At 61.6% G+C, this 26,763-nt stretch carries 24 protein-coding genes; 13 read left to right on the plus strand and 11 right to left on the minus strand.

Features of this window, described 5'->3' with window-relative positions; all coding sequences use genetic code 11:
* Positions 1-45 precede the first annotated feature (45 nt).
* Positions 46-255: a hypothetical protein gene (locus tag WLQ66_RS15410; protein WP_340547208.1), complete on the plus strand. Its 210-nt coding sequence runs from the start codon at positions 46-48 to the stop codon at positions 253-255.
* A 79-nt stretch (positions 256-334) separates the two neighbouring features.
* Here the strand turns inward: WLQ66_RS15410 and WLQ66_RS15415 are convergent, their stop codons facing one another.
* Positions 335-1,183: an LOG family protein gene (locus WLQ66_RS15415; protein WP_340547209.1), complete on the minus strand. Its 849-nt coding sequence runs from the start codon at positions 1,181-1,183 to the stop codon at positions 335-337.
* A gap of 194 nt (positions 1,184-1,377) precedes the next feature.
* Between WLQ66_RS15415 and WLQ66_RS15420 the strand changes: the two genes are divergently transcribed.
* The 3 genes from WLQ66_RS15420 to dapD all read left to right on the plus strand — a co-directional run bounded on the left by WLQ66_RS15420 (position 1,378) and on the right by dapD (position 3,923).
* A complete protein-coding gene (locus WLQ66_RS15420) occupies positions 1,378-2,313 on the plus strand; it encodes a threonine/serine dehydratase (protein ID WP_340547210.1) in 936 nt (311 codons plus the stop codon).
* Between the two features lie 58 nt (positions 2,314-2,371).
* Entirely contained in the window at positions 2,372-2,971 is a 600-nt protein-coding gene (locus tag WLQ66_RS15425) for a GntR family transcriptional regulator (protein WP_340547211.1), read from the plus strand.
* Between the two features lie 124 nt (positions 2,972-3,095).
* Positions 3,096-3,923 (plus strand): 2,3,4,5-tetrahydropyridine-2,6-dicarboxylate N-succinyltransferase, encoded by an 828-nt coding sequence (gene dapD, locus WLQ66_RS15430; RefSeq protein WP_340547212.1) that lies wholly within the window; start codon positions 3,096-3,098, stop codon positions 3,921-3,923.
* A gap of 187 nt (positions 3,924-4,110) precedes the next feature.
* Here dapD and hutU read toward each other — a convergent pair whose 3' ends face one another.
* From hutU to hutI, 4 genes are read right to left on the minus strand one after another with little or no spacing between them, the layout of a single operon-like run.
* Positions 4,111-5,790 (minus strand): urocanate hydratase, encoded by a 1,680-nt coding sequence (hutU, locus tag WLQ66_RS15435; RefSeq protein WP_340547213.1) that lies wholly within the window; start codon positions 5,788-5,790, stop codon positions 4,111-4,113.
* Positions 5,787-6,569, minus strand: a complete 783-nt coding sequence (gene hutG, locus WLQ66_RS15440) for an N-formylglutamate deformylase (RefSeq protein WP_340547214.1) — start codon at positions 6,567-6,569, stop codon at positions 5,787-5,789. Before hutG ends, hutU begins: the two co-directional genes overlap by 4 nt.
* Positions 6,566-8,089 (minus strand): histidine ammonia-lyase, encoded by a 1,524-nt coding sequence (hutH, locus tag WLQ66_RS15445; RefSeq protein WP_340547215.1) that lies wholly within the window; start codon positions 8,087-8,089, stop codon positions 6,566-6,568. The genes hutG and hutH overlap by 4 nt, the downstream gene beginning before the upstream one ends.
* Positions 8,086-9,300 (minus strand): imidazolonepropionase, encoded by a 1,215-nt coding sequence (gene hutI / locus WLQ66_RS15450; RefSeq protein WP_340547216.1) that lies wholly within the window; start codon positions 9,298-9,300, stop codon positions 8,086-8,088. The genes hutH and hutI overlap by 4 nt, the downstream gene beginning before the upstream one ends.
* A 74-nt stretch (positions 9,301-9,374) precedes the next feature.
* Between hutI and WLQ66_RS15455 the strand changes: the two genes are divergently transcribed.
* The 3 genes from WLQ66_RS15455 to WLQ66_RS15465 all read left to right on the plus strand — a co-directional run bounded on the left by WLQ66_RS15455 (position 9,375) and on the right by WLQ66_RS15465 (position 11,914).
* Positions 9,375-10,742 carry a formimidoylglutamate deiminase gene (locus tag WLQ66_RS15455; RefSeq protein WP_340547217.1) on the plus strand — a complete coding sequence of 456 codons (1,368 nt, stop codon included), beginning with the start codon at positions 9,375-9,377 and terminating at the stop codon, positions 10,740-10,742.
* Positions 10,743-10,802: 60 nt separating this feature from the next.
* Complete coding sequence (gene hutC / locus WLQ66_RS15460; protein ID WP_340547218.1) at positions 10,803-11,504, plus strand: histidine utilization transcriptional repressor HutC; 702 nt, start codon at positions 10,803-10,805, stop codon at positions 11,502-11,504.
* Between the two features lie 62 nt (positions 11,505-11,566).
* The gene (locus WLQ66_RS15465) at positions 11,567-11,914 is read left to right on the plus strand and encodes a DUF8846 family protein (RefSeq protein ID WP_340547219.1); all 348 of its coding nucleotides are present in this window, start codon (positions 11,567-11,569) and stop codon (positions 11,912-11,914) included.
* Positions 11,915-11,980: 66 nt separating this feature from the next.
* On the opposite strand, the gene WLQ66_RS15470 is transcribed toward WLQ66_RS15465, so the two are convergent.
* From WLQ66_RS15470 to WLQ66_RS15480, 3 genes are all read right to left on the minus strand, one after another.
* On the minus strand, positions 11,981-13,036 hold the full coding sequence (locus WLQ66_RS15470) for a transporter substrate-binding domain-containing protein (protein WP_340547220.1): 1,056 nt from the start codon (positions 13,034-13,036) through the stop codon (positions 11,981-11,983).
* 75 nt (positions 13,037-13,111) lie between these two features.
* Complete coding sequence (locus WLQ66_RS15475; protein ID WP_340547221.1) at positions 13,112-14,239, minus strand: Hint domain-containing protein; 1,128 nt, start codon at positions 14,237-14,239, stop codon at positions 13,112-13,114.
* Positions 14,240-14,243: 4 nt separating this feature from the next.
* Positions 14,244-15,818, minus strand: coding sequence for a Hint domain-containing protein (locus tag WLQ66_RS15480; RefSeq protein ID WP_340547222.1), 1,575 nt, complete (start codon positions 15,816-15,818; stop codon positions 14,244-14,246).
* 417 nt (positions 15,819-16,235) lie between these two features.
* Between WLQ66_RS15480 and dapE the strand changes: the two genes are divergently transcribed.
* Both dapE and rnr read left to right on the plus strand, forming a co-directional pair.
* Positions 16,236-17,405 (plus strand): succinyl-diaminopimelate desuccinylase, encoded by a 1,170-nt coding sequence (gene dapE / locus WLQ66_RS15485; RefSeq protein ID WP_340547223.1) that lies wholly within the window; start codon positions 16,236-16,238, stop codon positions 17,403-17,405.
* 103 nt (positions 17,406-17,508) lie between these two features.
* Positions 17,509-19,779 (plus strand): ribonuclease R, encoded by a 2,271-nt coding sequence (gene rnr, locus WLQ66_RS15490; protein WP_340547224.1) that lies wholly within the window; start codon positions 17,509-17,511, stop codon positions 19,777-19,779.
* Positions 19,780-19,803: 24 nt separating this feature from the next.
* Here the strand turns inward: rnr and WLQ66_RS15495 are convergent, their stop codons facing one another.
* Entirely contained in the window at positions 19,804-20,250 is a 447-nt protein-coding gene (locus WLQ66_RS15495; protein WP_340547225.1) for a DUF1801 domain-containing protein, read from the minus strand.
* An 86-nt stretch (positions 20,251-20,336) separates the two neighbouring features.
* On the opposite strand from WLQ66_RS15495, the gene WLQ66_RS15500 reads away from it, so the two are divergent.
* Together WLQ66_RS15500 and WLQ66_RS15505 are read left to right on the plus strand one after the other, a co-directional pair.
* Positions 20,337-21,071: a helix-turn-helix transcriptional regulator gene (locus WLQ66_RS15500; RefSeq protein ID WP_340547226.1), complete on the plus strand. Its 735-nt coding sequence runs from the start codon at positions 20,337-20,339 to the stop codon at positions 21,069-21,071.
* Positions 21,072-21,173: 102 nt separating this feature from the next.
* Positions 21,174-22,568 carry a lytic murein transglycosylase gene (locus WLQ66_RS15505; RefSeq protein WP_340547227.1) on the plus strand — a complete coding sequence of 465 codons (1,395 nt, stop codon included), beginning with the start codon at positions 21,174-21,176 and terminating at the stop codon, positions 22,566-22,568.
* 5 nt (positions 22,569-22,573) lie between these two features.
* Here the strand turns inward: WLQ66_RS15505 and ubiB are convergent, their stop codons facing one another.
* Together ubiB and ubiE are read right to left on the minus strand one after the other, a co-directional pair.
* On the minus strand, positions 22,574-24,112 hold the full coding sequence (gene ubiB, locus WLQ66_RS15510) for a 2-polyprenylphenol 6-hydroxylase (RefSeq protein WP_340547228.1): 1,539 nt from the start codon (positions 24,110-24,112) through the stop codon (positions 22,574-22,576).
* A 3-nt stretch (positions 24,113-24,115) separates the two neighbouring features.
* The gene (gene ubiE, locus WLQ66_RS15515; protein ID WP_340547229.1) at positions 24,116-24,868 is read right to left on the minus strand and encodes a bifunctional demethylmenaquinone methyltransferase/2-methoxy-6-polyprenyl-1,4-benzoquinol methylase UbiE; all 753 of its coding nucleotides are present in this window, start codon (positions 24,866-24,868) and stop codon (positions 24,116-24,118) included.
* A 105-nt stretch (positions 24,869-24,973) separates the two neighbouring features.
* On the opposite strand from ubiE, the gene mutM reads away from it, so the two are divergent.
* On the plus strand, positions 24,974-25,825 hold the full coding sequence (mutM, locus tag WLQ66_RS15520; RefSeq protein WP_340547230.1) for a bifunctional DNA-formamidopyrimidine glycosylase/DNA-(apurinic or apyrimidinic site) lyase: 852 nt from the start codon (positions 24,974-24,976) through the stop codon (positions 25,823-25,825).
* 64 nt (positions 25,826-25,889) lie between these two features.
* A complete protein-coding gene (acuK, locus tag WLQ66_RS15525) occupies positions 25,890-26,666 on the plus strand; it encodes an acryloyl-CoA hydratase (RefSeq protein WP_340547231.1) in 777 nt (258 codons plus the stop codon).
* The last annotated feature ends 97 nt before the right edge of the window (positions 26,667-26,763 follow it).

Here is a 26,763-nt window from a genome sequence, read left to right on the forward strand (position 1 = left end):
GAACAGTTTCCAGATTGTAGACAGTCGATGGAAGGGAAAGAGATCATGGCAAGTCATACAGCGGCCGCTGCGCCGATTGAGCCCACCGTATTGGATCTGGTTCGCGAGGAACGTGGCAAGGCGTTGAGCCCGCGTGAATGGAAGTTTCGCCTGCGTGGCTATGGTTATGCGATCAAGGATATAGAAGGCGCGCAAGTTCTGACACGTCTGCCCCACGGCAAGCCTCTGGGTGTTCTGCCGCCTGAATTCGCCTGAGCCATCCCTTTCAAGGGACGGTTCCCTTCGGCAGGCCCCGCCACGCGCGCTTGGCGGGGCGACGGGGATTCCTGGGTGATCAGCCGTTACGACCGGGCAAGCTGTCACGGGGCGGTGCCGGCTCCCAGTTGTCGATGATGTGAATCGCCTCCTCGGCGGTTTCCACGAACCGGAACAGGTCAAGATCTTCCTCCGAGATGGTTCCGGCATCCGCCAGAGCGTCCCAGTTGATGATTTTTTCCCAGAACTCACGACCAAACAGCAGGAACGGTACGCGTTCCATACGGCCGGTCTGGATCAGCGTCAGGCTTTCGAACATCTCGTCCAGCGTGCCAAAGCCGCCGGGAAACACGGTAATGGCCCGGGCGCGCATCAGGAAATGCATCTTCCGGATCGCAAAATAGTGGAAGTTAAAGCAGAGTTCCGGCGTGACGAATTCATTTGGTGCCTGCTCATGGGGCAGCACGATATTCAGCCCGACAGAGGCACCGCCGGCGTCAACTGCGCCGCGATTGCCTGCTTCCATCACCCCAGGTCCGCCGCCGGTCACGATGACATCTTTCCTGCCACCTGTGGTCATTGATTTCTCGGTCATGAGCTTGGCGAACTTGCGGGCTTCATCATAGAAATGGGACAGGTCCCGAAGCGTCTGCGTGCGCGCTTGCGCCTTGTCTTTTGGCGCCGGGATACGTGCACCACCAAACATGACGATGGTGCTTTCGATACCATGCTCATCCAGCATCAACTGCGGTTTCAGCAGCTCAAGCTGCAACCGAACCGGGCGCAGCTCCTCGCGACAGAGAAAATCTTCATCTGCAAAGGCCAGCCGGTATGCCGGAGATTCGGTCTGCGGTGTCGATGGCATATGCTCGGCGCGATCCCTGTCAGAATGTGCATCCCGGAATCGGCTATGGCGATCGTCATTCATTGCAAACCTGCTATGTTATTTCAAAAAAATACGGAGTTCTATTTCTACCGCTTTGGCGGGCGTGACGCTAGCCCGGATCCATCGCCTTGATATGAAGGTGATCCGGGGTGAAGCCCATCGAAGATGCAAGGAGGGCTTGCACAAGCTGGCACAGGGCTTACGGTCAGCGCGCCGACGGGAAAAGAGGACTGCTCATGCATTGGACACAAGATATTGGCGCCGCTGAAACGCGGATCCGCCCTTATATTCAACGCACACCGATATTGGAAACCGTTGGCTTCGGCTTCGACCATCCGATCATGATGAAGCTGGAGCATATGCAGCACACCGGCAGCTTCAAGGCGCGTGGTGCCTTCAACACGCTTTTGGGCGGATCGGTGCCGGAGGCTGGGCTGGTGGCTGCATCCGGCGGCAATCATGGCGCGGCGGTCGCCTACGCTGCCAAGAGGCTCGGCTTTCGCGCGCGTGTATATGTTCCGGAAATGGCTGGCCCGGCAAAGATCGCATTGATCAGAGCCTGCGGCGCGGATCTCGAGGTTGTTCCGGGCGCCTATGCCAATGCCCTTGAGAAAGCGCAGGCCTACGAGCAGCGGACTGGTGCAATGCAGGTCCATGCCTATGACGCACCGGCAACGGTTATCGGGCAGGGCACCTGCTTTGCGGAATGGGACGCACAGGGGCTCGTGGCTGACACGCTATTGATTGCGGTGGGCGGAGGCGGGCTGATAGCGGGCGCCATGGCCTGGTACGGCGGATCGAAGAAGATCGTGGCGGTTGAGCCGGAAACCAGTTCGGCCTTAAATAGCGCGCTTGCCGCCGGCAAGCCCGTCGATGTTGAGGTTTCAGGCGTGGCTGCAAATGCTCTCGGCGCGCGGCGGATCGGCAATATCTGCTACGAGCTGGCTGAGGCTCAATCACATGCGGTGACCTCGGTGACGGTGCCCGACGATGCAATCACCGCGGCCCAGACGGCGCTGTGGCAGGAACGCCGCCTGCTGGTGGAGCCGGCAGGGGCAACCGCATTGGCTGCTCTGACCAGCGGCATCTACCAGCCGGCAGCAGGTGAGCGGGTTGCGGTGCTGCTCTGCGGTGGCAATATCGCCAATGATCCAGTTGGAGGCACCTCATGATCCTGCATAGCGCTGGGCCGGGATCTGTGATCGAGCCCCGACGTCGGAGCGACGCTGCATGAGCGCTACGATCTCCGACCGAATTTACCACGCGCTGAGCGAACGGATCGTGACCGGCGCTCTGCCTGCCGGCGAAAAGCTGCGTCAGGACCATATTGCACGCGAGTTCAACGCCAGCCACGTTCCGGTGCGCGAGGCCCTGTTGCGACTGGAGGCGCACGGACTTGCCCAGTCGATTCCACGGCGTGGCATGCGGGTGACAGCATTGGACCCTTCGGAAATACGCGAAGTCATCGAAATGCGCGTCTCGCTGGAGCTGTTGGCCTTGCAAAACGCCTTTGCCCATCTGGGACCCTCGGAGCTGGAAGCGGCAGACACCGCAAGACTCGCCTGCGATGCCGCAACAGACATGGCCGATTGGGAGCAAAAGAACCGCGCCTTTCACCGGGTCATCTTGTCGCCCTGTGCAATGCCGCGTTTGTTGGCGACAATTGACGACCTGCATATTGCCTCGGCCCGTCATCTTTTTGCCAATTGGAAACACCGCTGGAGCCAACGTGTCGACACCGATCATGCGCTGATCGTGCAGGCCATGCGACGTCGGGATGTAACCACCGCCTGCGATATTCTACGCCGCCATCTGCGGCGGGTCCGCTAGAACCACGCCGCTGCCGCCACGATTGGCCGCTGCGGGTGGGGATATTGACGCAATCCGCACATGACCCCGGAGTAAAATGAGGTTATGTAGCGGCGAAACCAACCACACGCCGGAGAAACCCCAGATGTCCAACGCCCAGCTGGAAACCGCAATCGAGGCCGCTTGGGAGGCCCGTGACACCATCACATCCGCCACCACAGGTGAGCAGCGCGAGGCTATCGAAGACACGTTGAACGCCCTGGATTCGGGTAAACTGCGCGTGGCCGAGCGCCAGGACAACGGGGATTGGCATGTCAATCAATGGGCCAAGAAAGCCGTTCTTCTGGGCTTCCGCATCAAGGATATGGAAGAGCAATCCGGCGGCCCCCAGGGTTCTGGGTGGTGGGACAAGGTCGATAGCAAGTTCAAAGGGTGGCGCGCATCCGAATGGAAAGAGGCGGGATTCCGGGCCGTTCCCAACTGCGTTGTTCGCAAATCGGCCTATATCGCCCCCGGCGTGGTCCTGATGCCATCCTTCGTGAACCTTGGTGCCTATGTCGACGAAGGCACGATGGTCGACACCTGGGCAACCGTTGGCTCCTGCGCTCAGATCGGCAAGAATGTGCATCTTTCCGGTGGTGTCGGTATTGGCGGTGTGTTGGAGCCGATGCAGGCAGGCCCGACCATCATTGAAGACAATTGCTTTATTGGCGCGCGCTCCGAAGTGGTTGAAGGCTGCATCGTGCGTGAAGGATCTGTCCTTGGAATGGGTGTGTTCATCGGCCAATCTACCAAGATCGTGGACCGCGAGACCGGTGAAGTCATGTATGGCGAAGTGCCGCCTTATTCGGTGGTGGTCGCCGGCTCCATGCCCTCAAAAAATGGCGTCAACCTCTACTGTGCGGTGATCGTGAAACGGGTAGACGAAAGAACCCGATCCAAGACCGGGATCAACGAGCTGCTGCGCGACTGATCCCATCCCTGCAGTTCGAGCTCATGGAACGCGCCCCACAGGGCGCGTTTTTATTTGTGCTAATCGCCGGGGCCTTGCCCCGGATCCCAGAGTATTTTTGGAAAGATGACAGGTAGGCCGAGCTGTCACTTTTCTCGAAATACTCCGGGGTGAGGCCGTTAGGCCGAGGGGCAGAGCCCCATTGGCGTTAGAGGATACCGGGCAGGTTCAGCCCGTGTTCGCGCGCGCAGTCCTTGGCAATGTCATAGCCTGCATCCGCATGGCGCATGACGCCGGTGGCCGGGTCGTTCCACAGCACGCGGCCGATGCGGCGGTCGGCGTCCTCGGTGCCGTCGCAGCAGATGACCACGCCGGAATGCTGCGAGAAGCCCATGCCAACGCCGCCGCCGTGGTGCAGCGACACCCAGGTCGCACCGGAGGCGGTGTTCAACAGCGCGTTCAGCAGCGGCCAGTCGGACACCGCGTCGGAGCCGTCCATCATCGCCTCGGTCTCGCGGTTCGGGGAGGCCACGGAACCCGAATCCAGATGGTCGCGGCCAATGACCACCGGCGCCTTCAGCTCGCCGTTGCGGACCATCTCGTTGAAGGAAAGGCCCGCCTTGTGGCGGTCGCCGAGGCCGATCCAGCAGATCCGCGCGGGCAGGCCCTGGAACGCGATGCGCTCCTGCGCCATGTCCAGCCAGCGGTGCAGTCCCTCGTTCTCCGGGAACAGCTCCTTCATCTTGGCGTCGGTCTTGCGGATATCCTCCGGATCGCCCGAGAGTGCGGCCCAGCGGAACGGGCCGATGCCGCGGCAGAACAGCGGGCGGATGTAGGCGGGCACGAAGCCGGGGAAGTCAAAGGCGTTTTCCAGCCCCTCCTCCAGCGCCATCTGGCGGATGTTGTTGCCGTAATCCACCGTCGGCACGCCCATCGCGTGGAAATCGCACATCGCCTTCACCTGCACGCGCATGCTGGCACGGGCGGCCATTTCCACCGCTTTCGGCTCCGATACCCGGCGCTCCTTCCACTCGCCCATGGTCCAGCCCAGCGGCAGGTAGCCGTTGACCGGGTCATGGGCAGAGGTCTGGTCGGTCACGATATCGGGGCGGATGCCGCCTGCCTTGGCGCGCTCCACCAGCTCCGGGAAGATCTCTGCCGCGTTGCCCAGAAGGCCCACGGATTTCGCTTCGCCCGCCGCGGTCCAGCGCTCGATCATCTCCAGCGCCTCGTCCAGGGTTTCGGCCTTTTCGTCCAGGTATTTGGTGCGCAGGCGGAAGTCGATCGAGTCCGGGTTGCACTCCACCGCGAGGCAGCAGGCGCCGGCGAAGACAGCGGCCAGCGGCTGGGCGCCGCCCATGCCGCCGAGGCCGCCGGTCAGGATCCATTTGCCCTTGAGGTCGCCGCCATAATGCTGGCGGCCGGCCTCGGCAAAGGTCTCGTAAGTGCCCTGCACGATGCCCTGCGTGCCGATATAGATCCAGGAGCCGGCCGTCATCTGGCCGTACATCATCAGACCCTTCTTATCGAGCTCGTTGAAATGGTCCCAGTTGGCCCAATGCGGCACCAGGTTGGAGTTGGCGATCAGCACCCGCGGCGCGTCCTTGTGGGTCTGGAACACGCCCACCGGCTTGCCGGACTGCACCATCAGGGTCTGGTCTTCCTCCAGGTTCTTCAGGGTCTCGACGATCATGTCGAAATCCTTCCAGGTGCGCGCGGCGCGGCCGATGCCGCCGTAGACCACCAGCTCATGCGGGTTTTCGGCCACGTCTGGATGCAGGTTGTTCATCATCATCCGCATCGGCGCCTCAGTCATCCAGGACTTGGCGGTGATTTCCGGGCCGGTGGGCGGGAAGATGTCGCGGGTGTTCTTGCGGGGATCGCTCATGCGGGCCTCCAGGTCTGAAGATCGGTGAGAATTTTGGTGAGATGGGCGCGCAGCTGTTCCGCGCGCTCCGGCAGGTAGGTCCAGGGCGGGCTTTCCTGGCAGTAGGTGGCCTGCGCCAGCTCCATCTGGATCGCGTGCAGGCCTTCGGCGGGGCGGCCATAGTGGCGGGTGGTCCAGCCGCCCTTGAAGCGCCCGTTCAGAGTGGAGGTATAACCCTCCGCCGCCTCGCAACGGGCCACGGTGAGGGCTTCGATAGACGGATCGCAGGTTTCGCCCATGTTGGTGCCGACGTTGAAATCCGGCAGGCGGCCCTCGAACAGGAAAGGAATATCGCCGCGGATCGAATGGCAGTCATAAAGGATCGCAAAACCGTGGATCGCCTTTACCCGCTCCAGCTCTGCCATCAGCGCCGCGTGATAGGGCGCGTGATAGGCGTCGCGGCGGCGCGCGATTTCCGCCTCACCCGGCTCCTTGCCCTCTTGCCAGATCGGCAGCCCGTCAAAATCCGTGAGCGGCACCAGAGTGGTGGTGTTTTGCCCGGGATAGAGACTGATACCACCCGGATCGCGGTTCACGTCGATCACATAGCGGTGGCTTGGCGTACGGACGGTTGTGATGTCCTCTGCCAGCCCGGCATAGAGGTCATGGATATGCCAGTCTGTATCCGCTAGCGCCTTGCCCGTCTCGTTCAGACACTCCCAGATTTCCGCTGGCACATCGGTGCCGGTGTGGGGCAAGCCTAGTACCAGCGGCGAGCTGCCTTGGGTCACTTCGATCATGCCGCCACCTTCACGCCAGCGGCCTCAGCAACCCGGCCTGCGCGGACCATGGCGCTGGCGGATTCAATATCCGGCGCCAGATAGCGGTCCTCTGCCAGCGCGGGGATATCGGCCCGCAGCATTGCCAGCACGTCCTGCAGCCGCGCGGAGGTCTGCAGCGGCGCACGCGCCTCCACCCCTTGCGCAGCACAGAGCATTTCGACGCCCAGGATCACCGACAGATTGGCGTTCATCCGTCCCAGACGCAGCGCGCCATGGGCCGCCATCGACACGTGGTCCTCCTGGTTGGCCGATGTGGGCGTCGAGTCGGTCACGCAGGGGTTGGCCAGGTGCTTGTTCTCGCTCATCAGCGCGGCGGTGGTCACTTCGGCAATCATGAAGCCGGAGTTGAGACCCGGGTCAGGCGTCAGGAACGGCGGCAGGTCGTGGCTCAGCGTCGGGTCCACCATCAAGGCCACCCGCCGCTGCGCAATAGCGCCGATTTCGGCCACCGCCAGCGCGATCTGATCGGCGGCAAAGCCCACGTATTCCGCATGGAAGTTGCCACCCGAAACGATCCGGCCTTCGTTCACCAGCACCAGCGGATTATCGGTTACGGCGTTGGCCTCGATCTCCAACGTCCGGGCAGCCATCCGCAGCACGTCCAGCGCCGCGCCCACCACCTGCGGCTGGCAGCGGATGCAGTAAGGATCCTGCACCCGGGTGTCATCCTCGCGGTGGCTTTCGCGGATTTCGGACCCATCCATGATCGCGCGCATTTCGCGGGCCACGTCGATCTGCCCGGCATGGCCGCGCAGGGAGTGGATGTCGGCCACCAGCGGCGCGGTGGAGCCCATGATAGCGTCGGTGGTGAGCGAGGCAATCGCCATCGAGGCCTCCGCCATGCGCCAGGCGTCAAACAAACCGGCCAAGGCGCAGGCGGTGGAGAACTGGGTGCCGTTGATCAGCCCCAGGCCTTCCTTGGGACCCAGCACAATAGGCTCTAACCCGGCCTTTTTAAGGGCATCAAGGCTGGACATGCGGGTGCCCTCAAACGTGGCCTCCCCTGCCCCGATCATCGCCGCCGCCATATGCGCCAGCGGCGCCAGGTCACCAGAGGCGCCGACCGAGCCCTGCGACGGGATCACCGGCACCACGCCGCGTTCCAGCATCTGCTCGATCTGCTCGATCACCAGCCAGCGCACGCCGGAGGCGCCGCGGCCCATCGACAGGAGTTTCAGCGTCATCATCAGCCGGGTCTTGTCCTCCGGCAGCGCCTCCCCTACCCCGCAGCAATGGCTGAGGATCAGGTTGCGCTGCAGGGTGGCGGTGTCTTCCGGCGCGATCTTGGTCGAGGCCAGTTTGCCGAAGCCGGTGTTGATGCCATAGACCGCCTCTTCTCCGGCAGCGGCATCGGCCACCATCTGCGCTGCGGCCTCCACCGGCGCACGGGCCGAGGCATCCAGCCTGGCCGGGGTCAGGTTGCGGTAGATATCTTCCAGCGTGGACAGCGTCACCGTGCCGGGGATCATCTCGATCATTGTTTGCCCTCATAGATACGGGTGTAAAGCGGGTTGAAGCCGATGCGGTAGGCGAGCTCGCCGGGCGTTTCCACGTCCCAGACCGCCAGATCGGCGCGCATACCCTCAGCGATCTGTCCCCGGTCCGCCAGCCCCAGCGCGCGGGCTGCGTTGCGGGTGACGCCTGCCAGCGCCTCCTCCGGGGTCATCCGGAACAGGGTGCAGCCCATGTTCATCGTCAGCAGGAGCGAGGTCAGCGGCGAGGAGCCGGGGTTGCAGTCGGTCGCCAGCGCCATCGGCACGCCGTGGGTCCGGAAATGATCAACCGGCGGCATCTGGGTTTCGCGGATGGTGTAGAAGGCGCCGGGCAGGATCACCGCGACGGAGCCCGCGGCGGCCATCGCCCTGGCATCGTCTTCACTGGCGTATTCCACGTGATCGACTGACAACGCGCCATAGCGCGCGGCCAGCGCGGTGCCGCCCTGGTGGCTCAGCTGTTCGGCGTGCAGTTTCACCGGCAGGCCCAGCTCCTGCGCCGCCTTGAACACCCGTTCGATCTGCGCGGGGGAAAACGCGATGTTTTCGCAGAAGCCGTCGACCGCATCCACCAGCCCCTCCGCAAAAGCGGCGCGCAGGGCGGGGATGCAGACCTGATCGATGTAGTCGTCGTCCCGGCCCTTGTACTCGCCCGGCGTGGCATGGGCGCCAAGGAAGGTGGTCTTGACCGTCACCGGGCGCAGTTCGCCCAGACGGCGGGCGGCGCGCAGCATGTTCAGCTCCGTGGTCAGGCCCAGCCCGTAGCCGGATTTCACCTCCACCACCGTGGCACCTTCGGCGATCAGGGCATCCAGACGCGGCAGCGCACCCTGTACCAGCTGCTCCAGCGACGCCTCGCGGGTGGCTGAAACGGTCGAAACGATGCCACCCCCAGCGCGTGCGACCTCTTCATAAGAGGCCCCATTCAGGCGCATTTCGAACTCCAGCGCCCGGTTGCCGCCAAAGACGATATGGGTGTGACAGTCGACCAGACCCGGTGTGATCAGGCGCCCACCCATCGAGACACGACCCCAGTTTTCATAGTCTTCAGGCAGCTGATCCTCTGGGCCGACCCACTGGATGCTGCCGTCTTTCACTGCGACGATACCGTCTCTGATCAGACCGTAGGGGACGTCCCTATCGGCCATCGTGGCTAGCGTAGCGTCGCAGATCAGATAGGAACGGGGGCTGTTCATGGCATCCTCGCAAAAAGCTTGATGATATGAATGTATGTATATAACATTATTATGTCTATACATAAGAGGGGCAAATGCAGTCAATATTTGCACACCACGCGCGCCTGCCTCAGGGGTGGGTCATTGATCTGCGATTGACGGTTGCGGATGGCCGGATCGTCACGCTTGAACCCGGCGCGTTTGCACAGCCTCAAGATCATTGTGTCATGGCGCTGGTCCCGGCCCTCGCCAATCTGCATTCTCACAGTTTCCAGCGGGCCATGGCGGGCATGACCGAAACGCGCGTCTCGGGGAAAGAGAGTTTCTGGTCATGGCGCAAGCTGATGTATCAATTTGTCGATCACCTAACACCCGAACACTATGAGGCGATTGCTGGACTGGTCTTCATGGAAATGCTGGAGGCGGGTTATGCCTCGGTTGGGGAGTTCCACTATGTGCACCACCAACCCGGGGGACGGCCCTATGCCGCGCTGGGCGAGTTGAGCAATCGGGTCTTTGCGGCGGCGGACCTGACCGGGATCGGACTGACCCATCTGCCGGTTTTATACAGCTATGGCGGGGCAGGGCAGGTGCCTCTTTCCGGGGGTCAGCAGCGGTTTGGCAATGATGTGGCGCGCTATGCGGACCTTCTGTCCGATTGTCGTTCGATGGTGACGAAGAGCCTGCCGTCGGATGCGCGTGTCGGCATTGCGCCGCATTCGCTGCGAGCAACCGCACCACAGGATCTGAAAGAGGTCCTGTCGCTGCGGTCGGGCGCGCCGGTGCATATACATATTGCAGAGCAACCGCAGGAAGTGACCGATATCAGCACTTGGCTGGGAGCGAGACCGGTAGAGTGGTTGCTGGAGAATTGCGGTGTCGGCGCAGATTGGTGCCTTATCCATGCGACCCATATGACAGCGCAGGAAACCCGCGATCTGGCGCAGAGCGGTGCCGTGGCCGGCCTCTGCCCGATTACCGAAGGCAACCTGGGCGACGGTCCCTTCAACGGTGCGGCGTTTCTGAGCCACGGAGGGCATTTCGGTGTCGGATCAGATTCCAACGTGCGGATTTCCCTGTCGGAAGAGCTGCGCATGCTTGAATATTCGCAGCGGCTGCGGGATCTGGCGCGTAATGTGATGGTACCGCAAGAGGGGTCCGTCGGAACGACCCTATATCTGGGTGCGGCCGAGGGTGGTGCGCAGGCGCTTGGCCGCGAGGCCGGTCGTCTGGAAGTCGGTGCTCTGGCGGATCTGATGGCTTTTGATACGACGCATGTCTCACTATGTGCGCTGCGCCCGGACCAGTTCCTTGATGGTCTTTGCTTTGCTTCCGATGATTCCGTGGTCAGCGATGTCTGGTCTGCAGGGCGTCATGTCGTCAGCGGCGGGCGCCATGCAAAGCGGGATCAGATCATCGCGGCTTATGCCTCAGCGGTTGCTGCGCTCCTTGACGCGCTTTAACAGAAGACACTGCTGCGCGCTGGCTGCTGGAGTAGTGGTCGAGCAGACTGGGGGACAGGTATGGTAGAACGGACAAAAATGGGTTTTCAGGATGTCCGTGACAACGTGCTGAAACGCATTCAGGACCGGGTCTGGGCGCAGGGCGACCTGTTGCCGACAGAGCAGGAACTGGCTGAGGAGTTCGGATGTGCCCGCGCCACTGTGAACCGTGCGCTGCGTGAGCTGGCGGAGCGAGGTATCATCGACCGCAAGCGTAAAAGCGGAACGCGGGTGGCAATGTTACCCGTGAAACAAGCCAAGCTGGAGATCACGCTGACGCGGCAGCTGGTCGAGGACCGAAATGCCACCTACCGTTACGCATTGGTCCACCGGAGAGAGGGTCCGGCGCCGGGCTGGCTGGCATCGCAATTGCAACTGGCACCAGCGTCGCCCGTTTTGCACGTGCGCGCCATGCACTATGGCGACAACCAGCCGTTCCAATATGAAGATCGCTGGATCAATATCGCCGCGGTGCCAAAGGTGACAGAGGCCGATTTTAGTGCGGTCGGACCAAATGAATGGCTGCTCGCCGAGGTGCCGTTTTCCACCGCCGAGCTGAGCTTTGGTGCCATTGCTGCGGATGCTGAATTGGCCGAGTATCTTGCCTGTCCGGTTGGCGCGCCACTGTTCCAGATGGAGCGGTCGACCTGGTTTCAGGCCCAGCCGGTCACCTTTGTTCGGATGAGTTTCCATCCCGGCTACCAGATGCGCAGCCGCTATTAGATCGCCCGACCAAGCGGCGATCCGTATTGACCAAACCCATGCCGCAGGGATATGGCGAGCGCATGGAAAAAAAGAAAATCTCCCGTCAGCAGGTCTACACGCTTGTGGTTCAGATCGGTCGCAAGGAAGGTGATGGTCTGCCCGAAGGGGCCACTGGTGCCGCCCTGATGATCTATGCCTCTGGCGTGGATGAGGCTGAAGCCGTGCGTGAAACCGTTGCAATTCTGAAGCAGGCCGATACCGCGCCGCTGGATGTCACCGGCTATGGCACATTGGCCGATCGCGAGGCCGAGGATCACGACATCTCGGATGAGGAACGTGAGCTGATGCAGCGTGCACTGGATGAGAATTCGGTGATCGTTGCGCAGATGACGCCCTTTTTTGACGACGGGCCTGCAACCCTGCACTAGCACGCAGGTCTCGCGTCTGCCGACCAGACTGCCGCCTAAACGGCGACAGGGTGTCGGGCTGTCAGGTCAGGGCGCCTTGCCGAACCACTTTCGATAGATATCGTCGTATTCGCCGTTTTCGCGTAGGGCCAGCAGCGCCCGGTTGATATCTTCCAGATGCTCGGAGCTATCGGGGAGCAGCAAGCCGTAGTCCTCGCGCAGGAATACCTGTCCGACGGCGCGGCCATGCAGACGACCTTCGCCTTCCATGTAGTGGTCCAGAACCGGGGCGTCGAAGACGACAACCCTGGTCTCGCCGCTTTCGAAATCCTTCAGCAAGGACGCCAGATCCGAATATCCGCGATAGCTGATGTCACGGCGTTCGAGAAACCGCGCCGCCGTAGAGCCGTCGAGTGTGCCGACGTCCTTGTCATAGAGGTCATTCACCGAATTGATCGACCCGCTGATCGCCTCGACCGTCATGACAGCTGTGATCTTGGCCACGAAAAGCGACACTACGAACAGGGATGAGACGACGAGGATAACGCCAAATATGCGCCCAATCGGGGTGCGTGGGACGCGTTCCTCAAAGCCGCCGTTGACCACGAGGTTCAGCGCCCACCAGAAGGAGGGGAACCAGGCCTCTTTCAGTGGGCGGTCGAAATAGGGCTGGGCACGTCGCTCCAGGCCCCACATCAGCATCCCGCCCCCCATCAGCAGGACGACAGCGACTGCAATTGCAAGCATCAGGTCGGCGGAAAACAGCACGCGGATCAATGAGGGCGCACGGACATCGGCGGCCGCTACCATGATCCGCAGACCGCTTTCGAAGATCGGGTGGCTGAAGTCCATTTCGGTTTCGCGTGCCGAGGTGATCGAAATATTGGCCGCTGCCATATCCACCTGGCCGCTGCGCACCAGATCCAGCATTTCGCCGAATGTATCTGTCCGCACCAGCTGATAATCCCAGCCCAGCCGGTCGCTCAGGCTGCGCACCAGATCAATGGAAAACCCGGTGTCGCGATCACCCTCTGTCATCGAAAACGGCGGGCGCGTGACCGTGCTGACAGTCAGAGTCTCGGCGGCCGCTGCCAGCCCCCACAGCAGATAGATCAGGACAAATGGAGCAAGAAAACGGCGCAACGGAACGATAGAACCCCATGAGACATCATTCGTTTTGTCCTTAGAATGTCCCACAGGCTCAGGCAAGCGTCGTGGTCAGGCGATGCGTCGTTCTGCCAGAACTGCGGCATCAAAGCTGCGCAGCAACGGGGCCGGGTCCACTGCATGTTCGGGAATCGTATTGCGATCCAGATGCGTCAGTGCGCTGGCGTCATAGGCGGCGCGGTTGCGGCGCAAACGCCCCAGATAAAGGCTCTCGACCGCGGTGCCTGCTGCTATGAAACGCTCATGGCGTGGCAGGATGAGCTGCGCCAGATCGACCAGCGGGAAGGGAGCCTGAGGGTCATCGGTAGGATCGGTATCAGCTTGCGTTACCAGCGCGGTCCCCAGCATCATCGCCGCAGTCAGACGGACGTCTGGACGACCAAAAAGGTAGTCGACATCGGTTCCCGAGACCACCAGTGGCTGCTGCGGCGCCAGCAGCAGGTCATCTGTCAGCCCGAAGAACGGTGCGCGCAGTCGCAGGGGCGTATCATGGCCAATCGCGGGGACGCGGCGATCTAGCCGATGCAGGACCGGAACAGCTTCTCCTTCGGGTGTCAGGACCAGATCTCCGCGTTGCAGCTGCCCCAAGGGTATATTGCCGTCCGGCGTGGCAACCTTGGTGTGTGGCTCCAGCCCGCCCAGTGGTGCCATCTGTACGATTTCGCTGCTGAGAGAGACGGAAAGCAGGCCGCAGGCCTCGGCTGAGGCGGGCAGCGCTGCGAGAAGCGTTCTTGCATCGCCGATGCGCAGCGGTGGCGGCGCCTGCAGGTCGGCCGTTGCGATAGTGCCCCCCGAGGCGGTCATCAGCGCAAGTCGCCCCCAGCGTGCCAGACTATCCCAGGAATAGATCAGACGTGCCGCGTTGCTTTCGCTGCCCGAAGGGTTCGGGGCGAGGATGCGTTGGTCCAGATGGCAGCCGGGCTGGCTAAGCGTCAGGGTGACGCCGCGGCCCAGGTTGCGTCTGAGCCGCAACAGCAGCGGCCAACCTTCGCAATCATCCACCGAACGGTCCAGCAGCAGCAGGTCGCCGCTCGGCCTGGCCTCGTCCAGCGACAGATCCAGACACAGGCTGCCCCGTGTCATCAAAATGTCGTCGGGAGCGTTGAGGCAGGTCTCGCGTTCAGTCACCGCAACCGCGATGGACGCCCGTTCGATGCTGCGGGTTGCCAGCCAGCTCATCCGATCAGCGCGCTGCAAGCGTGGCACGCAGAAGCCGCGCTTCATAGCTGCGCAGGCTGGGACGCGCCGCGGGGCCGTACCCTTTTCCGGTGAGCGGATCCAGCTCCGGGAACAGCGCTTGCAACTCGGCCAGAACGTCAGCGTCGAAATGTCGGCTGGTCTGTGGTCCCGGCAGGAAACTCTCGGTCAACAGCCCTTCACTGATAACCAGCTGATGCTCATCGAACATCACATGCACATAGGTCACCCGACCTCCCGGGCGGCGGGTAATCGACTGATCGTTGATCAGATCTTTTGCTGCGATCAGTACCTCATGGGCGCCAAAGAGCATCTCTGCCATCCCGTCGCTGAGCAAGATGCGGTGCTGTGGCGAAACCCAGAGTTCTTCATGATCTCCAAGCGCACCCGCCTTGATACAGATCGGAGCAAACCGCCCCTCGGCCTGAACCTGCCTTGAGCCGATCCAACGTAGCGGCTGCAAGCCGTTGTCGCGCGTCATGACCAGATCGCCGGGCCGCAGGGTCTCGACAGGTTGCAGCCCTTTGTCGGTCAGCAGGCGACTGCCGGTCACAAAGCAGGGGATGCTGGTGGCCTCGACATAGCCAACGTCACTGTTGGTGCCGTTGCTGGCTGTATAGGTAAAGGCGAAGTCCTCGACGTCACCATCGCCGATCAGGGTCAGCGTGCCGTTTGCATTCAGCTGAACCTGCTGGCCGGTGCCAAGGGTAACAACGTCCCCGGCGACAACCGCGACCCCATTGATATGAGTGATCGTCAGCGTGCTTGTGGAGGTGTTGGTGTCATTGGCCAGCACATTGACCACCCGGGATCCATTGGCATCAACACGGGCGAAATCGGTCTGCGCGATCACATCGGTTTGTGCCGAATCGGCAGCGATCAGAAGATTGCTGTCGTAGCTGCCATCCGACACATCGGCGATGCCGATCCGGATGGTGTTTTCCACGCCCGGATCAACCTGCATGGTCAGCGTCATCGTGACGGTCAGACCATCCATTTCGGTGTTGTAGTCGTCGTTGGCGTTGTCGAGATAGATATTGGAGTTCGTATTGGAGTTCACGTTGCCGGGATCGGTATCGCCGTTACCGAACTCCAGGTTGACCATCTCGCCGTTGACCCAGACGCCCACAAAATCCTGAAAGACAGAATCCTGGTATTCCGGGTATTCCTCTGAGGCGAAGACAAATTGAATCGTCATCACCGAGCCATCGGGCACAAACGTGACATCCAGATAGGAGGCGTCGAAGGTCTGCGTGCCAGCGGCGGCATTGAACGTGGGATCTCCGTTGGGGCCGTCGCTTGCGGTGGTCTGATTGGTGGACTGGTTGGCCTCTCCGGTTGAGTTGGTATAGGCGCTGGCCTGCCCGGTGGAGAGGATGATGCCGGTGTCCGACGGCGTCGCACCGGGCGCAATAGAATCACCGTTGGAATAGATAGCCGACGCGCGGGTGTCACCGGTGTAGCTTGCGCTGATCACCTGCACGCCATCGCCAAAGATGGTCTCGGCCATCTGCACCGCAGTGGCGTTTATGTCATATGTCAGCTCGGATGCTGCAACCATTGTCTTGTCTCACCTCTTCACGATGAGGCAGCGCATGGTCTGGAACATGACACCTCCGCAAGGGGTGCCCCTGCGCCGCCTTAGGGCGACGCGATGTCCGATCTGCTCTGTGGCCCCGCTGTTACGGTGGATCCACGGCGATTGATGCTCTGCCTCGAGTCGTATTTTAAGGATTTATTAACACTCTCACCTCCCGCTTGTCCGGTTGGCGCAGACAGGCGTTGGAAATAATGCTGATCTGCGCGGCATTTGCGCCACAAACCGGCGTTTGGATTTAGCCGCTGTGTGGCAGGGGACGTGGATCCGCAGTCTTCTCCCTCTCCGGCAGCAGGAGATTTGCACCGCCGACAGAACCGAGGTAGCCAGAGGTCATGGAAGGGGGCCAGCCATGTCCGGCCCGAGAACCGGAGGACCCAAATGACGCAGCCGCCCGCGCATTCGCCGCTTGACCCGCAACAGCTCACCGCTGACCTGATCCGCTGTGCCTCGGTGACACCGGAGGAGGGCGGCGCGCTTGTCCTGCTCGAGAAAATCCTGACCGCAGCGGGGTTTTCCTGCAGCCGGGTTGATCGCGGCGAGGTCAGCAATCTGTTTGCCCGCTGGGGTCAAAAGGGGCACCCGCGCACCATCGGCTTCAACGGCCATACCGATGTGGTGCCGGTTGGCGATACCGCCGCCTGGACCGTCGATCCCTTTGGCGCAGAGGAGAAAGATGGTTTCATGTACGGGCGGGGGGCGACCGACATGAAGTCTGGTGTGGCGGCATTTGTAGCGGCTGCCGTCGATCTGGTTCAGACCGCGCCACCCGAGGGAGCGATTGTCCTGACCATCACCGGCGATGAAGAGGGTGACGCAGTCGATGGCACCACCGCGTTGCTGGATTACATGGACCGGGCGGGTGAGCAGATGTCGGTTTGCCTCGTCGGGGAGCCGACCTGCCCAAATGAAATGGGCGAAATGATCAAGATCGGTCGTCGCGGCTCGCTGTCAGCTTGGTTCACGGTGACCGGTGTGCAGGGGCATTCGGCCTATCCGCATCGTGCCAAAAACCCGTTGAGTGCAATGGCGCGCCTTATGGATCGTCTCGCCAGTCATGAGCTGGATCAGGGAACCGAACATTTCGACGCCTCCACCCTCGCCGTGGTCACGATCGATACCGGTAATCCTGCGACCAATGTGATTCCGGCAACGGCCCGTTCGACGGTGAACATCCGGTTCAACGACGCCCATTCCGGTGCCGGTCTCAGCGACTGGCTGCGGGCAGAAGCGGATCGCATCGCGGAGGAGTTCGGTGTTGAGATCGGTTTGGAGATCAAGATTTCGGGCGAGAGCTTCATCACTCCGCCCGGCTCGCTGTCGGATCTGGTGAGCACAGCGGTTGAGGCCGAGACCGGGCGCAGACCAGAGCTGTCCACGACGGGCGGCACCTCTGATGCACGTTTTGTGAAACACCATTGCCCGGTTGTCGAGATCGGGCTGGTTGGCAAGACGATGCACCAGGTTGATGAACGTGTGGAGATCGCCCAGATCCATCAGTTGAAATCGATTTATGGCCGTATCCTGCGGGATTACTTCGCCGGGAAGTGACCGGCAGGTGATCTGGCACATGAAGAGCGCGCGCGTCGGACAATGACATCCGGCGCGCGCTTTTCACGATGACCTTGGAGAGCGGGCGTGGTAGCTCAGACCTATGACCCGTATTCCTTCCAAGGCAGAAATCCTCGAGTGGATCTCAGCCCATCCGACCCATAACTCTAAACGCGACATCGCCAAGGCTTTCGGCATCAAAGGCTCCGACAGGATCGACCTGAAAAGGATCCTCAAGGAGCTCGAGGCAGAAGGCCATCTGGAGAAGCGCAAGAAAACCTACCGCGACCCGGAGCGCCTGCCGCCGGTCAGTGTCCTTCAGGTTAAGGCTCCGGACAGCGATGGCGATCTTTTTGCGCGTCCGCTGGAATGGCACGGCGAAGGCGTAGAACCCATCGTGCTGGTGATGCCGCGTGCGTCCGATCCTGCGCTGGGCGAGGGGGATCGGATCCTGGCACGTCTAACCCTGGTTCAGGACGCCGAATATCACTATGAGGCACGGCTCATCCGCCGTATTGGCACGAACCCGCGCCGGGTCATCGGGATCTTCCGCAAGGGTGATGAAGGCGGTCGTATCGTGCCTATCGACAAATCGGCATCGACGGAATGGGCGGTCGCGGAAAACGCCACCCATGGTGCGCGCGACGGTGAACTGGTTGAAGCCGAGCAGGCCGGACCGAAATCGCGTCTTGGCCTGCCGCGGGCCCGCGTTGTCGACCGTCTTGGTGATCCGTCAGCGCCCAAGGCGGTCTCGTTGATCGCCATCCATCAGCACGGCATCCCCGACCATTTCCCCGATGAGGTAATTACGGAGGCCGATGCGGCCAAACCCATGGGGCTGAAGGGGCGCGAAGATCTGCGCGATCTGCCGTTGATCACCATCGACCCGGCGGATGCACGGGACCATGACGACGCCTGCTATGCCCATGCGGATGACGACCCGAAGAATCCCGGTGGCCATGTCATCTGGGTCGCGATTGCCGATGTCGCGGCCTATGTGCGCCCCGAGTCGATGCTGGATCGCGAGGCCCGTAAACGCGGCAATTCCAGCTATTTCCCGGATCGGGTCGTGCCGATGTTGCCTGACCGTCTGTCCGGCGATCTCTGCAGCCTCCACGAAGGGGTGCCGCGCGCCTGTATCGCCGTTCGGATGCAGATTGATGCGCATGGAAACAAGATCGGCCATCGCTTTGTGCGCGGGTTGATGCGGTCTGCGGCATCGCTGCACTACGGGGAAGTGCAGGAGGCCATGGATGGGACGCCGAATGATCGCACGGGCCCCTTCTTAGAGCCTGTTATCAAGCCGCTTTATGCTGCCTACGCAGCCTTGGTCAAAGCGCGCGCAGACCGTCAGCCGCTTGATCTCGACCTACCCGAACGCAAGATTGTTCTGGACGAGAAGGGCACGGTCGTCTCGGTTAATTTCCGCGACCGGCTGGATGCGCACAAGCTGATTGAGGAGTTCATGGTGCTTGCCAATGTGGCGGCCGCCGAGACCCTGATCAAGAAGCGTACTCCGCTGTTGTTCCGCGTGCATGAGGAACCGGCACCAGAGAAGCTGGAAGCGCTCCGCGAAACCGCCCGCGCGGCCGGGCTTTCGCTGGCCAAAGGGCAGGTGTTGCAGACCCGTCATCTGAATGCACTGCTGCATGGGGCTGCGGGCACCGATGACGCTGAGTTGATCAACATCTCGACTCTTCGCTCCATGCAGCAGGCCTATTATGCGCCTGAGAACTTTGGGCATTTCGGTCTCGCCCTGCGCAACTATGCGCATTTTACCTCACCGATCCGCCGCTACGCCGACCTTATCGTGCACCGGGCGCTGATTTCAGCCCATGGCTGGGGCGACGACGGTTTGGCGACCTCCGAAATTGAGCGGCTGGAGCAGATCGCCACCCATATCTCCGAGACTGAGCGGCGGTCGATGATGGCGGAACGGGACACCACCGATCGTTATCTGGCGGCCTATCTGGCCGAACGGGTCGGCAATGAATTCGAAGGCCGGATCAGCGGCATCGCGCGCTTTGGCGCTTTTGTGAAACTGGACGAAACCGGGGCTGATGGCCTGGTGCCCGTCCGGTCCATCGGCCGGGAGTTCTTTCACTTTGATGCCGAGGCGGGAACCTTGATGGGCTCCGATACCGGGTTGATCATCGCCATCGGCCAGCGGGTGAAGGTGCGATTGGCACAGGCGACCCCGGTGACCGGTGGGTTGGAGCTTGAACTTCTGTCTATCGACGACAAGCCGATGCCTGCGGGGGGTGGCAGCGGACGCCGCAGCCCGGCCGGGCGCTCGGTGAAACGCAAATCCGCCAAAGCAAAGGCCAAGCGCAGCAAGATCAAGCGCAAGGTGGAGAGAAAGCGCCGCAGCTAACAGCGGCGCGCCCCTTGTTAGGCGCTAGTTGAAACGGTCCGGGTCAACCCGGGTCTCACCGGCTACGGTCGTGGAGGCATGATAGGTCAGCGCGTGACGGATCAACCAGCCGTGGCGCAATGGCTCCACATCTTCGACCCGGTCGAACAATACGCCGCGGGTCCCGTCGAATTTGTCCCAGGCTGGATAGCGACTGGCAAAATTGTCGATCACTCTGCTCTGGCAGTGAACCAGCAGGGCGAATCGCGCGTGCTTCGATGGTCCCAGCCGCAGCGGTGTTCCAAGCCCGGAGCGCGCCGCCGCATATGACGGTTGACCCCATTTCAATGTCTCGGCCACCGCCCCGACCTCCGGGGCATTCTCTGCAACCTCAAAGATCAGCTCCCGCAGACGCAACAGGCCTTCGCGCGCGTCCGGGGGGGCTTGATCAAAGACGGCAGCGACTTCGGCGCTGGCAAAGGGGCGTATCATATCCGTTTGGCTCCTTGATGAATGGTCTCTCTGTTTTAGCGGCGCGTGATGACAGAAACCGTCATTAGAGTTAGAGAGTATGAGACATGTCTCGATCTCATCGTCTCTTTCAGCTTATGCAGTTGCTGCGCCAGGGTGCCGGTCCTCATACCGCCGCCGGACTGGCGCAGGATCTGGGAATTTCGGCCCGCAGCGTGCACCGGGACATCGCAACCCTGCGCGAGATGGGGGCGATTATCGACGGAGAGGCAGGCTATGGCTTCACCCTGATCGAAGACAACGCATTGCCGCCCATGGGGTTTCGCGACACTGAATTGGAAGCGCTGGTTCTGGGACTGCGCGAAGTTCAGCAGATCGGCGATCCAGAACTGGCGGATGCCGCCGCCGAGGCCTTGCGAAAGTTGCAGGCCAGATTGCCGGACCGGCAGGCCCACAGGCTGCGCCATGCTGTCCTGTCAGCCTATCGCTTTCAGAGGCCGGAGCCGCCGGGTATTGCGCTGGCGGATCTGCGCCGTGCCACATGGGACGAGGTCGAGGTCCTGCTGGACTACTGCGATGCCAAAGGCGCGGTCACCAAGCGGCAGGTGAAACCGCTCGGTCTGGTCTATTTCGATCGCTCCACGGTGCTGATCGCCTGGTGCGGGCTGCGCGATGATGTGCGGGTGTTTCGGGTGGATCGGATTGCCGGGTTCGAGGCGACAAACATCAGCTTTCGCCCGCAACGCGTCCCGATGCTGCGGGATGCGCTGGCCCAGATGCGGGCCGATCGTGTCCCCTGCGGGCCAGTCCAAACCGCAGCCCCGGATCCGCCCGAGGCTTGATCCCGGCAGATCGGCAAACCTCCGCACATCCCTTCAGCGGCGCTTTGTGGGAACCTGCGATGCGGGTAGACTGGCAGCGAGCAGAAAAAAATGAGGTGTAAGATGCGATACGATCTTGGCGCCCGAAGGCAGATACTCCTGAAAACGGCGATGGTTGCGGCATTGATGATGACCGCTGTTGGCGCCCAATCCAGCCCGCCGGCTGCAACCGGACGACAGGTGGTGGAGGGGGCGACGTCGCAGCCGCCGCAGGTCTCCCTACGACCGATTGCCCGCCCGGTGGCTGTTTCGGCTGTGACGGAGCCGCGATTGCGACCTCGGACGCGCCCGCTACAGCAGACAACGGCAGCGGAACAGCCCAGCGTTTCGGCCGCCAAGCAGCGCGCTTTTCAGGGCTGGATAACGGCCTTTCATCCCCGGGCACGGGCCGAGGGGCTGTCACAGGCCACTTTGGACCGTGCGTTTGCTGATGTGAGTTTTGACCCGGATATTGTGCAGCGGGATGGCAATCAGTCAGAGTTTGTCACTCCTATCTGGACCTATCTTGAGCGCGCGGTTTCCGAGGCGCGGATCGACAACGGCAAGGCGGCGCTGCGCGACCATGCGCAGACGCTGGCACGAATCGAGGCCCGCTATGGCGTCGACAAGGAAGTCGTTACGGCTGTTTGGGGCATGGAAAGCAACTATGGCCGGTTTCGTGGGGAGCGTGAAATCATCCGTTCGCTCGCCACATTGGCTTTTGACGGGCGGCGCGGGGCCTTCTTTGAGAGCCAGCTGATCGCCGCCTTGAAGATTCTTCAGGCTGGCGATGTCTCCCCGCGTGCCATGACGGGCAGCTGGGCAGGGGCCATGGGGCATACGCAGTTCATGCCGACATCTTATCTGGCCTATGCCGTGGATTTCACCGGGGATGGCAAACGCGATATCTGGTCGGATGATCCCACAGACGCGCTGGCCTCAACCGCAGCCTATCTCAAGCGGTTTGGCTGGGTAAAAGGTCAGCCATGGGGGCTGGAGGTCCGACTGCCAGTCGGTTTCGACTATGCGCAGGCGGATCGGAAGATCGCCAAATCCGCAGAGAGCTGGCGCAGGCTGGGCGTTACCCTTGCAGATGGCAGCCCCTTGCCCGACCATGGCGAGGGAGCGCTGCTGCTGCCCGCAGGCGCGCAGGGCGCAGCCTTCATGGTCTATCGAAATTTCGCGGCCATCGAACGTTACAATGCAGCCGATGCCTATGTTATCGGCGTGGGTCATCTGAGCGACCGGCTGCGGGGCGGTGGTCCGATTCTGGCCAGCTGGCCGCAGGACAGCCGCCCCCTGACCTACAAGGAGCGGCGCGAACTCCAGCAGCGGCTGACAGGGGCGGGATATGGCACCGGCGGCGCGGACGGGCGGATCGGGCCAAAAACCCGCGCCGCCCTGCGCGCCTATCAACTGGCGATGGGTCTGACACCCGATGGTCACCCCTCGCTCACGGTATTGAATCGGCTGCGCTGACGGCCCTAGCCGAGCGCAGCCGTAGCAAAGGCAATGGCCAGTCCCAGCCCCAATCCGCAAAGACCGGGCACAACCCAGCCGGACGCCCCTTGGCGGCGTCGGCTTCGGTCGTCGTTTTCATGGGTCTGCGCGATCAGCGCCTGTTCGACCAGCGCGGGCAGGCGGGGGCCGAAGCGCGCCATCACCTTGGCGGTGCTCATCAGATCGCCGACCACCGCGCGCGGGCCGATGGATTTTTTGATGTAATCCTCAACCACGGGGCGCGCTGAATTCCAGATATTGATATGCGGATCCAGCGACCGCGCCACGCCTTCCACCACCACCATGGTGCGTTGCAGCAGAATCAGCTCGGTGCGGGTCTCCATGCCAAAACGTTCGGTCACCTCAAACAGGTAGTTGAGCAAGCGACCCATTGAGATATGGGTGGCATCCATGCCAAAAATCGGCTCGCCCACGGCGCGCAACGCACGGGCAAACTCATCGACATCGCGGTCGGCCGGTACATAACCGGCCTCGAAATGCACCTCGGCCACCCGCTTGTAATCACGCTTGATGAAGCCAAAGAGGATCTCGGCGTAGACGCGGCGGGTGTATTCGTCGATGTGACCCATGATGCCAAAATCATAGGCGATGATATCGCCATTGGCGGCGACCTTCAGGTTGCCCTGGTGCATGTCGGCATGGAAATAGCCGTCGCGCAACGCATGGCGCAGAAACAGCGATAGCACGCGCTCCGCCAACACCCGGCGATCGTGGCCAGCGGCATCCAGCGCGGCATTGTCGCCAAGTGGGAGCCCATCGGCCCAGCCCAGTGTCATGACGCGGCGGGCCGAGTGATTCCACAGGATTTCCGGCAGCTGAAATCCGTCGTCATCCTTGGTATTGGCGGCAAACTCCGAGGCTGCCGCGCTTTCCAGTCGCAGGTCCAGCTCACCCTGCACCACGCCGTCGAAATGCTTGATCACATCCATCGGCTTGAGCCGCCGCGCGCCGGGCGCAAACAAATCGGCGATCCGTGCGGCAAAATAGAATGCGTCCACATCCTTGCGGAAGGCGCGTTCGATGCCGGGGCGCAGAACCTTCACCGCCACTTCGCGACCGCTCTCGACGAGCCTTGCGCGATGGACCTGCGCGATGGAGGCAGCCGCAATCGGTTCGCTGAATTCGGAATAGATATGCTCGACCGGCTGGCCCAACTCGTGTTCGACCTGTGCCATGGCTTCGGCGCGGGAAAACGGCGGCAGCTTGTCCTGTAGAACGCGCAGCTGTAGCGCCAGATCGTCACCGACCACATCGGGTCGGGTCGATAGCACCTGACCGAACTTAATGTAGGCAGGCCCCAGCGCGGTCAGCGCTCGGGTGGCGGGCGGCATCGAGGGATCGCCCTTGTAGCCGAGCCATTTGAACGGCCAGCCAAGGGTGCGGGCCAGAATACGCAGCGGTTTCGGCGCCTCGAAAGCATCAAGCACCACGTTCATGGCGCCAGTGCGCTCAAAAGTGGCGCCTGTGCGGATCAGGCGGATAATATTGTGGGGTCCACGCATGGATCAGATCTTCCAGCCGGAGTGCAGCGCAGCGATTCCCAACGACAGGTTGCGGTATTTGGCATTGGCAAAACCAGCCGCGCGCACCATCGACAGAAAGGTCTCCTGATCGGGGAAGTTGCGGATCGATTCGACCAGATACTGGTAGCTGTCATAATCGTTCGCGATCATCTGCCCCATGCGGGGAATCACGTTGAAGGAATAGAGGTCATAGGCCTTTTGCATGGCCGGGTTCGGCAGCTGGCTGAACTCAAGCACCATCAGGCGCCCTCCCGGCTTCAAGACACGGTAGGCTTCATTCAGGGCTTCCTGAGGGCGGGTGACGTTCCGAATGCCAAAGGAGATGGTGTAGACATCAAAGCTATTGTCCTTGAACGGCAGCGCCATGGCATCGCCGGTGACCCAATCCAGGCTATCGGCCATCTGCGCGGCTTCAGCGCGTTTGCGTCCCTCTTCCAGCATCGGGGCTGTCAGATCGAGCACCGTAGAGTGGCCATAGCCTGCGCGCTTCAGAAACCGGAAGGAAATGTCACCGGTCCCGCCGGCAACATCCAGCAGTCGCTGGCCGGGGCGCGGCGACAGCCAGTCCATCATCGCATCTTTCCAGATACGATGAATTCCCATGCTCATGACATCGTTCATAACGTCATATTTTGAGGCGACCGAGTTGAACACGCCCTGCACGCGCCCTGCCTTCTCCGACTCGGGCACGGTTTCGAACCCGAAATGGGTGGTATCTTCAGATCTCTGAGTCATGCGGCTTGCCGTTTGTTGTGTGTCGCCCCAGTTATAGGGCGCTGGAAGGGCGGTACAATGCGGCCCTTCGGCCCCATGTTGGTGCAATGTGTCAGGAGGGATGTAATGCCAGAATTGCCCGAGGTCGAGACGGTGCGCCGCGGATTGTCCCCCGCGATGGAGGGCGCGGTGATCGAAAAGGCCACTGTAAATCGCCCGGATCTGCGCTGGCCCTTCCCGGAGCGTATGGCGGAACGGCTGACAGGCCGCCGCGTCAATGCGCTTCGGCGGCGATCAAAATACATCCTGGCCGACCTCGACAGTGGCGAGACATTGCTGGTGCATCTGGGCATGTCGGGCCGCATGACGGTATCTGGGGATCCCTTGGGACAGTTTGTTCATGATCATCCGCAGGCGCAGAAACATGATCATGTGGTCTTCGATATGGATAATGGGGCGCGCATCACCTTTAACGATCCGCGCCGGTTTGGCGCCATGGACCTGCTGGATACGGCCACGGCGGATGAGCACAAGCTGCTGGCAGTTCTGGGACCGGAACCGCTGGGCAATGCCTTTCACGAGGATCATCTGATTTCTGCCTTCAGGGGGCGCAATACGCCGGTGAAATCGGCGCTGCTGGATCAGGGAATCATCGCGGGTCTCGGCAATATCTATGTCTGCGAGGCGCTTTTCCGCGCGGGAATATCACCGCGGCGCAAGGCCGGGCAGATCGCCGCGCAGCGGGTTGCCACCCTGGTCCCGATCATCAAGGAGGTCCTGGCAGACGCCATCAAAGCGGGCGGATCATCGCTCAAGGATTTCCGACAAGCTGATGGAGAACTTGGATATTTTCAGCACAGCTTTGATGTATACGGCCGCGAGGGAGAGCCCTGCCGACGCGCCGGATGTGACGGGAGCATTGCGCGGCTAGTCCAGTCCGGGCGATCATCCTTCTACTGCGGCAAATGCCAAAGATAGCTTGATCGCGAGGTGTCGCGTGATAATGACTCTTCCCTGAACGGAACAATCGAAAGCGAATACCATGGCCTATGAGACGATCAACGTCGAAGTGCAGGACCACGTTTGCCAAATTAAACTGAACCGGCCCGAAGCGTTGAACGCGCTCAACTCCGAGCTTTTGAGTGAACTTTGCACCGCCCTGGAAGAGGCCGATGCCAGCGACAAGGTGCGCTGCATTATCCTGACCGGGTCGGAAAAGGCCTTTGCCGCCGGCGCCGATATCAAGGAGATGTCGGAACAGAGCTTTACCGAGGTTTTCTCGAACAATCTGTTTGCCGATGTGAACGACCGTATCAGCGCGATCCGCAAGCCGATCATCGCAGCTGTGGCCGGCTACGCACTGGGCGGCGGCTGTGAGCTGGCCATGCTCTGCGATTTCATCATTGCGGCAGATACTGCCAAATTCGGTCAGCCCGAGATCAATCTGGGCGTGATCGCCGGCATTGGTGGCACCCAGCGCCTGACTCGTTTTGTGGGCAAATCCAAATCCATGGATATGAACCTGACCGGTCGTTTCATGACCGCCGAGGAGGCAGAGCGCGCCGGGCTTGTCTCTCGCGTGGTGCCCGCCAAGAAACTGCTGGATGAGGCGACGGCCGCTGCCCACAAGATTGCGGAGAAATCCCTGCTGACGGCGATGGCCGTGAAAGAAGCGGTGAACCGCAGCTACGAGCTGCCGCTGAACGAAGGCCTGCTGTTCGAACGTCGTGTGTTCCACTCGATGTTTGCCACCGAAGATCAGAAAGAGGGCATGGCTGCCTTTCTTGAAAAACGCGAAGCCCAGTTCCGCGACAAGTGACCGACAGCATCGAATGAATGAAAACGGCAGGCCCTGGGCCTGCCGTTTTCTTGCTTAACCTTATGCAGAATGACTGCGCGTGTCCGTGCAGATGCGG

Source organism: Phaeobacter sp. A36a-5a (assembly GCF_037911135.1).
GTDB lineage: Bacteria > Pseudomonadota > Alphaproteobacteria > Rhodobacterales > Rhodobacteraceae > Phaeobacter > Phaeobacter bryozoorum.

Bases quoted from the DNA above. Each gene is read 5' to 3' on its own strand.
- WLQ66_RS15505 (WP_340547227.1), top strand. From the start codon at position 21,174: ATGCGATACGATCTTGGCGCCCGAAGGCAGATACTCCTGAAAACGGCG.
- hutI (WP_340547216.1), bottom strand. From the start codon at position 9,300: ATGAACAGCCCCCGTTCCTATCTGATCTGCGACGCTACGCTAGCCACG.
- WLQ66_RS15410 (WP_340547208.1), top strand. From the start codon at position 46: ATGGCAAGTCATACAGCGGCCGCTGCGCCGATTGAGCCCACCGTATTG.
- ubiB (WP_340547228.1), bottom strand. From the start codon at position 24,112: ATGCGTGGACCCCACAATATTATCCGCCTGATCCGCACAGGCGCCACT.
- WLQ66_RS15415 (WP_340547209.1), bottom strand. From the start codon at position 1,183: ATGAATGACGATCGCCATAGCCGATTCCGGGATGCACATTCTGACAGG.
- dapE (WP_340547223.1), top strand. From the start codon at position 16,236: ATGACGCAGCCGCCCGCGCATTCGCCGCTTGACCCGCAACAGCTCACC.
- WLQ66_RS15475 (WP_340547221.1), bottom strand. From the start codon at position 14,239: ATGAGCTGGCTGGCAACCCGCAGCATCGAACGGGCGTCCATCGCGGTT.
- ubiE (WP_340547229.1), bottom strand. From the start codon at position 24,868: ATGACTCAGAGATCTGAAGATACCACCCATTTCGGGTTCGAAACCGTG.
- hutC (WP_340547218.1), top strand. From the start codon at position 10,803: ATGGTAGAACGGACAAAAATGGGTTTTCAGGATGTCCGTGACAACGTG.
- WLQ66_RS15455 (WP_340547217.1), top strand. From the start codon at position 9,375: ATGCAGTCAATATTTGCACACCACGCGCGCCTGCCTCAGGGGTGGGTC.
- rnr (WP_340547224.1), top strand. From the start codon at position 17,509: ATGACCCGTATTCCTTCCAAGGCAGAAATCCTCGAGTGGATCTCAGCC.
- mutM (WP_340547230.1), top strand. From the start codon at position 24,974: ATGCCAGAATTGCCCGAGGTCGAGACGGTGCGCCGCGGATTGTCCCCC.
- WLQ66_RS15465 (WP_340547219.1), top strand. From the start codon at position 11,567: ATGGAAAAAAAGAAAATCTCCCGTCAGCAGGTCTACACGCTTGTGGTT.
- WLQ66_RS15420 (WP_340547210.1), top strand. From the start codon at position 1,378: ATGCATTGGACACAAGATATTGGCGCCGCTGAAACGCGGATCCGCCCT.
- hutU (WP_340547213.1), bottom strand. From the start codon at position 5,790: ATGAGCGATCCCCGCAAGAACACCCGCGACATCTTCCCGCCCACCGGC.
- acuK (WP_340547231.1), top strand. From the start codon at position 25,890: ATGGCCTATGAGACGATCAACGTCGAAGTGCAGGACCACGTTTGCCAA.
- WLQ66_RS15495 (WP_340547225.1), bottom strand. From the start codon at position 20,250: ATGATACGCCCCTTTGCCAGCGCCGAAGTCGCTGCCGTCTTTGATCAA.
- WLQ66_RS15425 (WP_340547211.1), top strand. From the start codon at position 2,372: ATGAGCGCTACGATCTCCGACCGAATTTACCACGCGCTGAGCGAACGG.
- WLQ66_RS15480 (WP_340547222.1), bottom strand. From the start codon at position 15,818: ATGGTTGCAGCATCCGAGCTGACATATGACATAAACGCCACTGCGGTG.
- hutH (WP_340547215.1), bottom strand. From the start codon at position 8,089: ATGATCGAGATGATCCCCGGCACGGTGACGCTGTCCACGCTGGAAGAT.
- WLQ66_RS15500 (WP_340547226.1), top strand. From the start codon at position 20,337: ATGTCTCGATCTCATCGTCTCTTTCAGCTTATGCAGTTGCTGCGCCAG.
- hutG (WP_340547214.1), bottom strand. From the start codon at position 6,569: ATGATCGAAGTGACCCAAGGCAGCTCGCCGCTGGTACTAGGCTTGCCC.
- dapD (WP_340547212.1), top strand. From the start codon at position 3,096: ATGTCCAACGCCCAGCTGGAAACCGCAATCGAGGCCGCTTGGGAGGCC.